At 72.8% G+C, this 12,961-nt stretch carries 13 protein-coding genes; 5 read left to right on the top strand and 8 right to left on the bottom strand.

What is annotated here, in order from left to right:
* Nucleotides 1-2: 2 nt before the first annotated feature.
* The 8 genes from AC3ANM_RS15745 to AC3ANM_RS15710 form a co-directional block, all read right to left on the bottom strand.
* Complete coding sequence (locus AC3ANM_RS15745; protein ID WP_488285358.1) at nucleotides 3-464, bottom strand: GNAT family N-acetyltransferase; 462 nt, start codon at nucleotides 462-464, stop codon at nucleotides 3-5.
* A gap of 14 nt (nucleotides 465-478) precedes the next feature.
* Nucleotides 479-2,071, bottom strand: coding sequence for an acyl-CoA mutase large subunit family protein (locus AC3ANM_RS15740; RefSeq protein ID WP_488285357.1), 1,593 nt, complete (start codon nucleotides 2,069-2,071; stop codon nucleotides 479-481).
* 62 nt (nucleotides 2,072-2,133) lie between these two features.
* A complete protein-coding gene (locus tag AC3ANM_RS15735) occupies nucleotides 2,134-3,213 on the bottom strand; it encodes a quinone-dependent dihydroorotate dehydrogenase (RefSeq protein ID WP_488285356.1) in 1,080 nt (359 codons plus the stop codon).
* 44 nt (nucleotides 3,214-3,257) lie between these two features.
* Nucleotides 3,258-4,619: a PIG-L family deacetylase gene (locus AC3ANM_RS15730; protein WP_488285355.1), complete on the bottom strand. Its 1,362-nt coding sequence runs from the start codon at nucleotides 4,617-4,619 to the stop codon at nucleotides 3,258-3,260.
* The gene (locus tag AC3ANM_RS15725) at nucleotides 4,616-5,674 is read right to left on the bottom strand and encodes an acyl-CoA dehydrogenase family protein (protein ID WP_488285354.1); all 1,059 of its coding nucleotides are present in this window, start codon (nucleotides 5,672-5,674) and stop codon (nucleotides 4,616-4,618) included. Before AC3ANM_RS15725 ends, AC3ANM_RS15730 begins: the two co-directional genes overlap by 4 nt.
* A complete protein-coding gene (locus AC3ANM_RS15720) occupies nucleotides 5,671-6,420 on the bottom strand; it encodes a glycosyltransferase family 2 protein (protein WP_488285353.1) in 750 nt (249 codons plus the stop codon). Before AC3ANM_RS15720 ends, AC3ANM_RS15725 begins: the two co-directional genes overlap by 4 nt.
* Before the next feature lie 55 nt (nucleotides 6,421-6,475).
* Nucleotides 6,476-6,655 carry a TrmO family methyltransferase domain-containing protein gene (locus AC3ANM_RS15715; protein ID WP_488287965.1) on the bottom strand — a complete coding sequence of 60 codons (180 nt, stop codon included), beginning with the start codon at nucleotides 6,653-6,655 and terminating at the stop codon, nucleotides 6,476-6,478.
* Nucleotides 6,656-6,962: 307 nt separating this feature from the next.
* Entirely contained in the window at nucleotides 6,963-8,069 is a 1,107-nt protein-coding gene (locus AC3ANM_RS15710) for a mannose-1-phosphate guanylyltransferase (RefSeq protein ID WP_488285352.1), read from the bottom strand.
* Between the two features lie 110 nt (nucleotides 8,070-8,179).
* Here AC3ANM_RS15710 and AC3ANM_RS15705 point away from each other — a divergent pair, with 110 nt between their 5' ends.
* The 5 genes from AC3ANM_RS15705 (at nucleotide 8,180) to AC3ANM_RS15685 (ending at nucleotide 12,920) form a co-directional block, all read left to right on the top strand.
* Nucleotides 8,180-9,355: a glycosyltransferase family 4 protein gene (locus AC3ANM_RS15705; protein WP_488285351.1), complete on the top strand. Its 1,176-nt coding sequence runs from the start codon at nucleotides 8,180-8,182 to the stop codon at nucleotides 9,353-9,355.
* A gap of 150 nt (nucleotides 9,356-9,505) precedes the next feature.
* A complete protein-coding gene (sdhC, locus tag AC3ANM_RS15700; RefSeq protein ID WP_141787286.1) occupies nucleotides 9,506-9,880 on the top strand; it encodes a succinate dehydrogenase, cytochrome b556 subunit in 375 nt (124 codons plus the stop codon).
* 50 nt (nucleotides 9,881-9,930) lie between these two features.
* Complete coding sequence (gene sdhD, locus AC3ANM_RS15695) at nucleotides 9,931-10,371, top strand: succinate dehydrogenase, hydrophobic membrane anchor protein (protein WP_488287964.1); 441 nt, start codon at nucleotides 9,931-9,933, stop codon at nucleotides 10,369-10,371.
* A 9-nt stretch (nucleotides 10,372-10,380) separates the two neighbouring features.
* The gene (gene sdhA, locus AC3ANM_RS15690) at nucleotides 10,381-12,156 is read left to right on the top strand and encodes a succinate dehydrogenase flavoprotein subunit (protein ID WP_488285350.1); all 1,776 of its coding nucleotides are present in this window, start codon (nucleotides 10,381-10,383) and stop codon (nucleotides 12,154-12,156) included.
* Nucleotides 12,156-12,920: a succinate dehydrogenase iron-sulfur subunit gene (locus tag AC3ANM_RS15685; RefSeq protein ID WP_488285349.1), complete on the top strand. Its 765-nt coding sequence runs from the start codon at nucleotides 12,156-12,158 to the stop codon at nucleotides 12,918-12,920. The genes sdhA and AC3ANM_RS15685 overlap by 1 nt, the downstream gene beginning before the upstream one ends.
* The last annotated feature ends 41 nt before the right edge of the window (nucleotides 12,921-12,961 follow it).

Raw genomic sequence — 12,961 nt, 5'->3', positions numbered from 1 at the left:
GCCTAGCGGGGCGGGTTCAGGGCGAGCTTGAAGCCGGTGTGGCTCGCCTCGAAGCCGAGCCGTTCGTAGAACCGGCGCGCGTCGGCGCGCGAGGCGTTGGAGGTCAGCTGCAGCACGCCGCAGCCGAGCTCGCGGGACTGGCCGACCGCCCATTCGAGCAGCCGGGTGCCCAGGCCGTTGCCCCGCTGGCTCGCCGCCACGCGCACCGCCTCGACCTGGGCGCGGGTCGTGCCGCGGTGCGACAGCCCGGGGATGACGGTCAGCTGCAAGGTCCCGACGACCTCGCCGTCCGCGTCGGCGACCATGAGCCACTGGTGCGGGTCGGCCGCGATCGCCTCGAACGCCCGCAGGTATGCCGGGTCGCCGGGCTGCTCGCGCCCGGCCCCGAGGACGTCGTCGGCCAGCATCGCGACGACGGCAGGCACGTCCGCCGCGGTGGCGCGACGGATCTCGACCTCCCCCATCGGGCCCGGCCCTCTCAGAAGGTCTCGCGCGGGACGTAGAGGCCCCACACGTCACGCAGCGCGTGGCTGACCTCGCCGCCGGTGGCGCGCAGCTTGAGCGCCTCGCGCATCGGGAAGAGCACGTTGTCGCTGCCCTGGCCGGCCTCGCGCACCGCGTCGAGGGCGCGGGCGACGGCGTCGTTGTCGCGCTCCTTGCGCAGGGTCGCGAGCCGCTCGCACTGGTCGGCCTCGATCTGCGGGTCGACCCGCAGCGGCTCGTAGGGCTCCTCCTCGTCGAGGGTGTACTTGTTGACGCCGACGACGGTGCGCTCCTGGTGGTCGATCTCCAGGGCCACGCGGTAGGCCGACCGCTCGATCTCGGACTTCTGGAAGCCCTGCTCGATCGCCGCCACGGCGCCGCCCTTGTCCTCCACGGCCTGGATCAGCTCCAGTGCCGCGCCCTCGAGGTCGTCGGTCATCGACTCCACGACGTAGCTGCCGGCGAACGGGTCGACCGTCTTGGTCACGTCGGTCTCGAACGCGATGACCTGCTGCGTGCGCAGGGCGAGCCGCGCCGCCTTCTGGGTGGGCAGGGCGATGGCCTCGTCATACGAGTTGGTGTGCAGGGACTGCGTGCCGCCGAGCACCGCCCCGAGGCCCTGGAGGGCGACGCGCACGAGGTTGACCTCGGGCTGCTGCGCCGTCAGCTGCACGCCCGCGGTCTGGGTGTGGAAGCGCAACATCATCGACTTGGGGTTCTTGGCGCCGAACTCCTCCTTCATGATCCGAGCCCAGATGCGGCGGGCCGCACGGAACTTGGCGACCTCCTCCAGCAGCGTGGTGCGGGCGACGAAGAAGAAGGACAGGCGCGGGGCGAAGTCGTCGACGTCGAGGCCGGCGGCGATCGCGGTGCGGACGTACTCCTTGGCGTTGGCCAGGGTGAAGGCGATCTCCTGCGCGGGCGTGGCCCCGGCCTCGGCCATGTGGTAGCCGGAGATGGAGATCGTGTTCCAGCGCGGGATCTCGCTGTGGCAGTAGGCGAAGATGTCGCTGATCAGGCGCAGCGACTCCTTCGGCGGGTAGATGTAGGTCCCGCGAGCGATGTATTCCTTGAGCACGTCGTTCTGGATCGTGCCGGTCAGCTGGCTGCCGGCGATGCCCTGCTCGGCCGCGACCAGCTGGTACATCAGCAGCAGCGTCGAGGCGGGGGCGTTGATCGTCATCGACGTGCTGACCTTGTCCAGCGGCAGGTCGTGGAAGAGGGTGCGCATGTCGTCGATCGAGTCGATCGCCACGCCGACCTTGCCGACCTCGCCGTGGGCGATGGCCTCGTCGGAGTCGTAGCCCATCTGGGTCGGCAGGTCGAAGGCCACCGAGAGGCCGCCGGTGCCGGCGCTGACCAGCTGGTGGTAGCGCTCGTTGGACTCCTTGGCGGTGCCGAAGCCGGCGTACTGGCGCATCGTCCACGGCTTGCCGGTGTACATCGTCGGGTAGACGCCGCGGGTGAACGGGTACTGCCCCGGCGCGCCGAGCTTGCTCTCCGGGTCGAAGCCCTCGAGGTCGGCCTGGTCGTAGACCGGGGCGATCGGGAGGTCGGACTCGGTGCGCGCGGACGGGGTCTCTGCCATGGGCGTGAGCCTAGTGTTCAGCGGCCCGCGGCCGAACCTCCGGTGGCCGATCTCACGCGGCCTCAGCCGCGCCGGGCGTCCATCTCGTTGAGCGCGGCGACCAGCGCCGGGCCGGCGTAGATGTAGCCGGAGTAGATCTGCAGCAGGCTCGCGCCGGCGTCGAGCATGGCGGCGCCGTCGGCCGCGGTCATGATGCCGCCGACCCCGATGACCGGCAGGTCGGTGTGCCGGGTGATGTAGCCGACGACCTCGCGGGCGCGGGCGGTGAGCGGGGCGCCTGACAGGCCGCCGGCCTCCTGTGCCAGCCGGACGTCGCGCAGCGCGACGTGGTCACGGCTGAGCGTGGTGTTGGTGGCGATGACCGCCTTCACCCCGGTGTCGGTGCACACCTGCAGCGCCTCGTCGATGGCGCTGTCGGTCAGGTCGGGGGCGACCTTGACGAAGACGGGGGTCGGCGCGGTCCCGCGGGCGGCGGCGAGCGTGGCCGCCTCCGCGACGATCGCGCCGAGCAGCTCGCGCAACGGCCCGGCGTCCTGCAGCGAGCGCAACCCGGGGGTGTTGGGGCTGGAGACGTTGACCGCGACGTAGTCGGCCAGCCCGTCCAGCAGCCGCAGCGAGGTCAGGTAGTCCTCGGTGGCCTCGTCCAGCGGGGTCACCTTGGTCTTGCCCAGGGACACCCCCACCGGTATGCCGGCCGGCCCGGCCGCGCGCAGCCGCGCCGCGAGCGCCGCAGCCCCCTCGTTGTTGAAGCCCATCCGGTTGACGATCCCGTGGGATGCCTTGAGCCGGAAAAGGCGCGGCGTGGGGTTGCCGGGCTGGGCGTGCGCCGTGACGGTGCCGAGCTCGGCGTGGCTGAAGCCCATCGAGCCCCATGCCTTGACCCCGACACCGTTCTTGTCGACGCCCGCGGCGAGGCCGACCACCCCGGGGAAGGTGATGCCGGCGACGGTGCGCGGGCGGCGCTCGCCCCCGGTGAGCAGGCGCACCGCCTGGAGCGCGGCGGGGTGCTCGCCGAGGCGCTGCACCGCGTCGAGGGTCGCGTGGTGGGCGGCCTCGGCGTCACCCCCGCCGATCCGGAACAGCGCCGGCCGGAGCAGGTGGCGGTAGCCGAGGTCCATCACTGCCGTGCGCGCCGGGTCCATGGCCGTGACCCTAGCGACCCGCCCACGGGCGCCTGCGTCCCCACTCAGCTGGGCAGCAGGCCGCTGGCGCGGGCGACGCTCCTCGCCGGCGGGCGCACCAGCACGTCGAGGAGGAAGTCCTCCTCCTCGTGCCTGACCAGCGGTGCCAGGTCTGCCCGGGTCAGGGCGAGCCGGTGCACCTCGTCGCCACGCAGCGGGTAGTCCGCCACGGGGTGTCGCCAGTGGCACAGCAGCAGGACGCCGTCCTGGGTCAACGACGTCAGGCACCGGTCCACCAGCCGCTCCACACCCTCGGCGTCCAGGTAGTAGCCCACCTCCGAGAGGACGATGAGGTCGAACGAGCCCTCGGGCCACTCCGTCGGCGTCTGCACCCGCCGCACCTCGACGCCGGGCATGCCAGCGGTGCGGCGGCGCGCCTCGGCGACAGCGGCTGGGGCCAGGTCCACCGCGAGGAGGCTGTCGCACCGCGCTGCCAGCTCGGCGGTCAGGACCCCGACCGAGCAGCCGACCTCCACGGCTCGGCGGAACGTCCGCCGCGGCAGGCAGGCCAGGGTGACCGCCCGCTTGCGCTCCTCGTACCAGCGGTCGGTGTAGCCCCACGGGTCCGGACCGTGGTCACCGTAGAAGTCGTCGAAGAACGCCGGCCCGAGGCTGCGCCCCGGCGCGGACGCCGCGATGAACAGCTCGTGCGGACGGTCGAAGTGGGCGACGAAGCCCGGCGCGAGCAGCACCTCGTCCCCGGGCTGGTCCGACAGCGGCTCGGTCTGCGAACGATGCTTGGCCAGCGCCGTGCGCTTGCGGCCACGCACCTCGGCATCCAGGGGCTGGCGCACCATCTGCCCCCAGGGCACGCGCGGGTCCGCCGGCGTCGCCCAGTGCCATGCCCACACGGGGTACTCCAGCGAGGTCGCCCCGACCTCGGACGCCGCAGCCGCGGCCCCCACTGCCGCGGCGCTGTGGTCGGGGTGTCCGTCCCCCGACCACGGGGCGAGGACCCAGCAGCCAGACGAGGCCAACGCCGCCACGGCGTCCCGCACCGCGACGACGTGGTCGGCCAGCTGCCCGTCCGGCAGCTGGAGGAGATGCGTGCGCGCCTGTGGCGCGAGCTGCCGGACCGCTTCCCCCACCTCCTCAGCGCGCCACCGCGCCAACCGTTCGGGTGTCACGGTGGGGGACCTTGGGTGGGAGGCCTCCCCCAGGGTCGCGACGACCACGTCCACCGGCAGCCCCCGGCGCGCCGCCTCCGCGATGAGGCCGCCGGCGCCGAGCGACTCGTCGTCCGGGTGCGCGGCGACGACGACCACCTGGCTGATGCCGCGCCAGTCCAGCAGCGGCACGAGGTCGAGCCGGCCCCAGGCGCGCCAGGCCCGCTCATCCGTGCCTGGCAGGTCGTGGCGGAAGGTCACCACGCGAAACGCCCGCGGGCATGGGCCATCTCGCCCAGGCGCGCCACGTCGCGCTCGGCGTGGTGCTGGCGCAGGTAGACGGTGAGGTCGGCAACCCGGGCCGCGTGGTCCGCGTCGAGCGTCAGCGGTGCCGGGCCCATGGCGTGGCCGCTCGTCGCGATGGTGGTCTCCGCGGCTGCGGCGACCGTCGAGCGGGCGCGCAGCGCCAGCAGCTCGCCCTCCGCGCCCTCGGCGCGGCCGGCGTCGACCTCGACCGCGGCGCTCGCGAGGGCCTGCCGGGCGGCTCCCAGAGCCAGGTCGACCTGCCCGACGTGCCAGAACGCCAGCTGGTCCGGCGGACGGGCGTCCAGGCCGCGGGCGAGCCCACGGGCCAGGCCCACGGCTCCGCCGTACCAGCACGCGGCCACCCCGATACCCCCGTGCGCGAAGCCGGGACGGACGAGGTACCAGTCGGTGTCGCCGACCGGCTGGGCAGGCACCCGCCTGAAGTGCACCGGTCCGCTGGGCACGTCGACGAGCCCGCGGGCCTGCCAGGCATCGGGCTCGACGCTGACGCCCGGGTGCTGCAGCGGCACGGCGAACAGGCGGCGGCCGCCGCTCACGTGCGCCGTCACGAGCGCGTGGGTCAGTCGCCCGGCCAGGGAGCACCAGGGCTTGGTCCCGGTGACCACCCAGCCGGTGCCGGGCGGGTCCATGGCGTCCAGCCGGACTCCCGGGCCCTCGGCGGCGAAGACGCCCCAGGTCGAGCCTGGTCCGGCGAGGGAGGAGAGCCCGGCCTCGGCGAGGATCGCCAGGGCGTCCAGGTGCGCCTCGAGGACGCGGGCCGCCGTCAGGTCCAGCGCTGCCACGCCGGCGAGCAGCTCCCAACGCTGCCGGGTCCGGCCACCCCCGGGCAGCGGCACGCGCTCCCCCAGCTCGGCAGCCAGGGCGAGGTGGTCGTCGAGGCTGCCGCCGCGCGCACGTCCGGCAGCCTCGCAGGCCAGGGCCTCCACGGCCTCGCTGCCCAGCCGCACCTCGCCTGCTGCCGCACCCGCCGTATCGATCGGCCCGCTCATCCTCGCTCCTCCGTTGGCAATGGCTCGGTGCCGGTGGTCGGCAGTGCTGTCTCCAGACGCCACAGGTCGTGACTCACCCCGCTGGGGGCCCTCCCGAGCAGCCGGTCGCTGGTCAGGACCGGCGCACCGATCGTCGCCAGGCTCACCGTGCCCGGCGAGGCGGCGACCCGCCGGGCCAGCGCCCGGTCCTCGTGGGCACGGACGTGCGGGAAGCCGCCCACGGCCTCGTAGGTGGAGGCCCGGATGCCCAGGTTGGCCCCGTGGACGTGACCGTGACCACCGTCGGCGTGCAGCCGGCCCGCGTAGGCGTCATGCCACGCGGCAAGGGTCGCGGGCGCGGCGGCCCCTCCCCGAGGCGCCACCGTCCCGAGGACGAGGTCCGCGCCGCGGTCGGCCAGGTCGAGCTGGTGGGCGAGCCAGTGCTCCGGGACGACCGAGTCGGCGTCGGTGTGGGCCAGCCAGGTCGTGGTGAGGTCGACCGCCCCGGCAGGGCCGAGGGCGTGGCGGACGCCGACGTCCCTGGCCTGGCCGACACACCTGCCGTCGACCGCCACCGAGCGGACCCCGGCACGCTGGGCGACCACCTCCGCGCTGCGGTCGGTGCAGCTGTCCAGGACGACCCAGATCTCGACCGGCACGCTCACGTGGTGACGGGCCCGGTCGAGCCCGCTGAGGCAGGCACCGAGCACCCGCTCCTCGTCGCGGGCAGGCACGACGACGAGGACGCGCTGCACGCGTGGTCGCATCACACCTCCCGGTCCGGGCCGGCATCGGCCCCAGGAAGTACCTACCCAGACAGGCTCAGTAGTAACCGGCCATCAGCTCGCTCGGCCACTGCGGCTGGGTGGTCGGACCGCTCGGGGCGAACTCTTCCATCCACGGCTTGAGGTCCAGCACCGGCGTCCCCGCGACCGCGTCCAGCCCCCGCACGGTCACCTCGAGGCCCTCGACGGCCACGATCCGGCAGCGGGAGACGCCCAGCCGTTCGGCCGGTTCTTGCCACGCTGGGCGAAGATCCCGACCAACGGCCAGTCCTGGCGCCCCTCGGGTGACGCGCCCCGGTCTCGACCTTGTCCAGCGGCACCCGGTCGAAGTGGAAGACGACCTCCAGGTGGGAGAAGTCGGCCAGACCTGCCAGCGCCTCGGGACCGAACTGCCCGGGGTCCAGGCGGATCACCGCCTCGACACCGCCCCAGTCGTCGTCCTCCACCGCACCCGGCCACCCACGACGAGCCCGATCGGCAGGCAGGTGATGGCGGCGGGCATCGCGGGCTCCTCGGGGCTGGGGTCAGGTCAGGTCGGTGCGGCCGGACTCCTTGAGCCGGTCCACCAGCGCCTTGACCTCCTGCGCGCGGCCCCGCGTGGTCACGAGCAGCGCATCCGGGGTGTCGACCACGACGACGTCGTGGAGCCCCAGGACCGCGACCGTGCGCCCGGTCCCGGAGACGACCAGGCCCGAGGCGTCGCGCAGCAGCACGTCGTCCACATCCGTCCCCAGGACCTTGAGGTCGTCGCCGGCGCTGGGCAGGAGGCCGGCCAGGGAGGCGAAGTCGCCCACGTCGTCCCAGCCGAAGTCGCCGGGGACGACCGCGACGCGGCCGTCGCGCGCGGCCGGCTCGGCCAGGGCGTGGTCGATCGCGATCCTGGTCAGGGTCGGCCAGATGTCGGCCAGCCGGGACGGGTCGGCCGCGATCGCCCGCAGGCCGGCGGCCAGCGAGGGCTGGTAGCCGGCGAGCAGGTCCAGCATCACCGACGCCCGCATGACGAACATGCCCGCGTTCCAGCGGTACTCCCCGGTGGCGAGGTAGGCCGTGGCCGTCGCCTCGTCGGGCTTCTCGACGAACGAGCGCACCGACAGGGCTCGCGGCGCCCCCTCGACGGTGAGCGGTTCCCCGGCCTGGATGTAGCCGAACCCGGTCGCCGGGTGGGTCGGCTCGATGCCGATCGTCACGACCCAGCCCTCGCGGGCGGTCGCCACCGCCTCGGCGACACAGGCGGCGAACCGGTCCTCACCGGTGATCACGTGGTCGGCGGCGAAGGAGGCGATGACGGCGTCGGGGTCGCGGCGCTCGAGCACCGCGGCGGCCAGGCCGATCGCGGCGGCGGAGTCCCGCGGGGACGGCTCGGCGAGCAGCGCGTCATACGGCAGGTCAGGCAGCTGGGCGGACACCGCGTCGCGGTGGGCGACCCCGGTGACGACCACGATGTTGGTGCCGCACAACGGCGCCAGCCGGTCCCAGGTCGCCTGCAGCAGCGAGCGGCCGGAGCCGGTCAGGTCGTGCAGGAACTTCGGCGACGACGCCCGCGACAGCGGCCACAGCCGGGTGCCGGCACCGCCGGCGGGGATCACGGCGTACAGGCCCTCGATCGTCGGGGAGCCGGCCTCGGAAGTCATGGCGGAGAACCTAGCCGACCGGCACCGGCGAGCCCGCCGGTCACCACCTCGTCACCGGACCCACCCGGCGGCGTCACCCGGGGATCACCTGCGCTCGCGACCGTGGAGGCGTGCGGATCGCCATCGTGACCGAGTCGTTCCTGCCGACGCTCAACGGCGTCACCACCAGCGTCTGCCGGGTGCTGGAGTGCCTGCGCCGGGCCGGCCACGAGGCGGTGGTCATCGCCCCGCACCCCGCTCCCCCGTCCTTCGCGGGCTTCCCCGTCCACACCGTCGCCAGCGTCCCGGTGCGCCAGTTCCAGGTCGGGCTGCCCACCGGCGAGGTCGAGGGCGTGCTCGAGAGCTTCGCCCCCGACGTCGTGCACGTCGCGAGCCCCTTCGTCGTGGGCGCCCGGGGGATCGCCGCGGCCTCCCGGCTCGGCCTGCCGGCCGTGGCCGTCTACCAGACCGACGTGCCCAGCTACCTGCGCCAGCACGGCCCGGGCCCGGCCGGACGGGCCGCCGAGCGCGCCGCCTGGCGCTGGGTCCGGCGGATGCACGCCCAGGCCGACCTGACCCTGGCCCCGTCCTCCGCCGCCGTGGCCGACCTGCACGCCCACGGCGTCCCGCGGGTCGCCCTCTGGGGCCGTGGGGTCGACACCGGCCTGTTCCACCCGGACTGGCGCCAGGACGCCCGGTGCCGGGCGCTGCGCCGGACCCTGGCGCCCGGGGGCGAGCTGCTCGTGGGCTACGTCGGGCGCCTGGCCCCGGAGAAGGAGCTGCACCGGCTGGCCGAGCTGGCCACCCTCCCCGGCACCCGGCTCGTGCTCGTCGGCGACGGCCCCTCGCGAGAGCCGGCGGGGGCCCTGCTGGCCGAGGCGGTCGCCACCTCCCCGGGCCGGCCCAACCGGCCCCCGGTCTTCCTCGGCCGCCGCGAGGGCGAGGAGCTGGCCCGCGCCTACGCCGCCCTCGACGTCTTCGTCCACACCGGCACCCGGGAGACCTTCGGCCAGACCCTGCAGGAGGCCGCCGCCACCGGGCTGCCGGTCGTGGCCCCGGCCAGGGGCGGCCCGCTGGACCTCGTCGAGCCCGGGCGCACCGGCCTCCTCTTCGACCCCGACCAGCCCGGCGCCCTGCGCTCCTGCGGCGAGGCCCTGGCCGACCCCGCGCACGGGGAGCGGCTGCGGGCGGAGCTCGGGCACACGGCATACGAGCGGGTGGTCTCGCGGTCCTGGCCGGTGCTGGTCGAGCAGCTGCTCGGGCACTACGCCTCCGTCGCCGGCCGCGCCCGCACCGCGGTCGCCTGAGGTGTCTGGTTCCTCACAACCACGGCACCCGGGAACTCGGGGGCTCCGGGCTCTCACTAACATTGGGGCGATCCGGACGGAGCCGTCCCCTGCCCACGCGCGCACGACGACGGCGGTCGTCCCAGCTTCCTCGCGTGAAAGGGACGCATCGTGCCCCAGGCAGCATCCGGGACGTTGTATCGCGGCCGTGAAGGCATGTGGTCGTGGGTGGCGCACCGCATCAGCGGCGTGCTGATCTTCTTCTTCCTCTTCGCCCACGTGCTCGACACCGCTCTGGTCCGGGTCTCCCCCGAGGCCTACAACTCGGTCATCGGCACCTACAAGAACCCGATCGTCGGGCTCGGTGAGCTCGGCCTCGTGGCCGCGGTGCTCTTCCACGCCTTCAACGGGATCCGCGTGATCCTCGTGGACTTCTGGTCCCGGGGCCCGAAGGTGCAGCGCCAGATGTTCTGGGCCGTCATCGCCATCTGGGTCGTCCTCTTCGTGCCGTTCGCGATCCGGCACCTGTCCCACGTCTTCGGCTGAAAGGGCTGGGCATCGTGAGCACTGCAACCCCGACCGACCGCGGTCCCAAGCTGACCGAGCTGACCAAGCGCTCGCCGTACAAGCGCCGCCTGCGCGGCCGCGGCAACTTCGAGCTGTGGTCCTGGATCTTCATGCGCGGCTCCGGCGTGCTGCTGCTGGTCCTCGTCCTCGGCCACCTGTTCGTCAACCTGGTCATGGGCCAGGGCATCAAGGCGATCGACTTCGCCTTCGTCGGCGGCAAGTGGTCCAGCCCGTTCTGGCAGGTCTGGGACCTGCTCATGCTGTGGCTGGCCGAGATCCACGGCGTCAACGGCGTCCGCACCGTCATCAACGACTACACCGAGAAGGACTCGACCCGGCTGGTCCTCAAGACCCTGCTGATCTTCAGCGCCGTGGTCGTCCTCGTGCTCGGCACGCTCGTCATCTTCACCTTCGACCCGTGCCCGACGGGCGCGAGCGCCGGTGACCTGCCCAGCTTCTGCGCCAAGTAAGGACAACTGATGCAGACCCACAAGTACGACGTCGTCATCGTCGGCGCCGGTGGCGCCGGGATGCGCGCCGCGCTCGAGTCCTCCTCGCGCGTGCGCACGGCGGTGCTGACCAAGCTCTACCCCACCCGGTCCCACACCGGCGCTGCCCAGGGCGGCATGTGCGCCGCCCTCGCCAACGTCGAGGAGGACAACTGGGAGTGGCACACCTTCGACACCGTCAAGGGCGGCGACTACCTCGTCGACCAGGACGCGGCGGAGATCATGTGCAAGGAGGCCATCGACGCGGTCATCGACCTCGAGAAGATGGGCCTGCCGTTCAACCGCACCCCCGAGGGTCGCATCGACCAGCGCCGCTTCGGTGGCCACACCCGCAACCACGGTGAGGCCGCGGTCCGCCGCTCCTGCTACGCCGCCGACCGCACGGGTCACATGATCCTGCAGACGCTCTACCAGAACTGCGTCAAGCAGGGCGTGGAGTTCTACAACGAGTTCTACGTGCTCGACCTGATCATGACCGAGGTCGACGGCGAGCAGCGCACCGCCGGCGTCGTGGCCTACGAGCTGGCCTCCGGCGAGATCCACGTCTTCCAGGCCAAGGCCGTCATCTTCGCCACAGGCGGCACCGGCAAGGTCTTCAAGACCACCTCCAACGCCCACACCCTGACCGGTGACGGCATGGGCGTGGCGTTCCGCCGGGGCCTGCCCCTGGAGGACATGGAGTTCTTCCAGTTCCACCCGACAGGCCTCGCCGGCCTGGGCATCCTGCTCTCCGAGGCCGCGCGCGGCGAGGGCGGCATCCTGCGCAACAGCGAGGGCGAGCGCTTCATGGAGCGCTACGCCCCAACCATCAAGGACCTCGCGCCGCGCGACATGGTCGCCCGCGCGATGGCCAACGAGGTGCGCGAGGGCCGCGGCTGTGGCCCGAACAAGGACTACGTCCTCCTCGACCTGACCCACCTCGAGCCGGCCGTCATCGACGCCAAGCTCCCGGACATCACCGAGTTCGCCCGGACCTACCTCGGCGTCGAGCCCTACACCGAGCCGGTGCCGGTCTACCCGACCGCGCACTACGCGATGGGTGGCGTGCCGACCAACGTCGAGGCCGAGGTCCTGCGCAACAACGACGACGTCGTGCCCGGCCTGTATGCCGCGGGTGAGGTCGCCTGCGTCAGCGTCCACGGCGCCAACCGCCTGGGCACCAACTCGCTGCTGGACATCAACGTCTTCGGGCGCCGCGCCGGCATCGCCGCCGCCGAGTTCGCCTCGACCGCCCCGTGGGTCGAGCTGCCCGAGGCGCCGGAGCTGCACACCACCTCGATGATCGAGGCGATCCGCGCCCGGGGCACCGGCGAGCGTGTGGCCGACCTGCGCAAGGCGCTGCAGGAGACCATGGACCGCAACGTCCAGGTGTTCCGCACCGAGGCCTCGATGAAGGAGGCCCTCGGCGTCATCGAGGAGCTCAAGGAGCGCTACGCCAACGTCGTCGTCCAGGACAAGGGCAAGCGCTACAACACCGACCTGCTCGAGGCCGTCGAGCTCGGCTTCCTCATCGAGCTGGCCGAGGTCATCACCCTCGGCGCGCTGGCCCGCAAGGAGTCCCGCGGCGGTCACTTCCGCGAGGACTACGAGACCCGCGACGACGTGAACTTCATGCGTCACACCATGGCCTACCGTGCGCCGATCACCCCCGGCGCCGAGGGTGCGCCCACCTTCGCCACCGAGGTCCGGATCGACTACAAGCCGGTGACCGTGACCCGCTACCAGCCGATGGAGCGTAAGTACTGATGACTGCTGTCGCCGAGAAGACCGAGGGCACCACCGCCCCCGCCGGTGAGATCCCGTCCTTCACCGTCACGCTGCGCATCCAGCGGTTCAACCCCGAGGTCGACACCGAGGCGCACTACGAGGACTACCAGGTCCTCGCCCACGCCACGGACCGCGTCCTCGACGCGCTGCACCAGATCAAGTGGGAGCAGGACGGCTCGCTGAGCTTCCGCCGCTCCTGCGCCCACGGTGTCTGCGGGTCCGACGCCATGCGCATCAACGGCAAGAACCGGCTCGCCTGCAAGACGCTCATCAAGGACGTCAACCCGGACAAGCCGATCACCGTCGAGCCGATCAAGGGCCTTCCCGTGGAGAAGGACCTCATCGTCGACATGGAGCCGTTCTTCGACGCCTACCGCGAGGTCATGCCGTTCCTCGTGACGGGTGGCAACGAGCCGACCAAGGAGCGCCTGCAGAGCCAGGCCGACAAGGACCGGTTCGACGACACCACCAAGTGCATCCTCTGCGCGGCCTGCACGACCAGCTGCCCGGTGTTCTGGACCGACGGCCAGTACTTCGGCCCGGCCGCCATCGTCAACGCCCACCGGTTCATCTTCGACAGCCGCGACGAGGCCGCCGAGCAGCGCCTGGAGATCCTCAACGACAAGGAGGGCGTGTGGCGCTGCCGCACGACCTTCAACTGCACGGACGCCTGCCCGCGTGGCATCCAGGTCACGCAGGCGATCCAGGAGGTCAAGCGCGCCCTGCTGACGCGCAAGTTCTAGTCCGCGAACCACTCACGCGGTGGCCACCGCGACGACTACGG

The sequence above is a fragment of the Oryzihumus sp. JJN4-3R genome (assembly GCF_057747915.1).
Note: the sequence above shows the minus strand (reverse complement) of the source record. Positions and strands in the feature narration are given on the sequence as shown.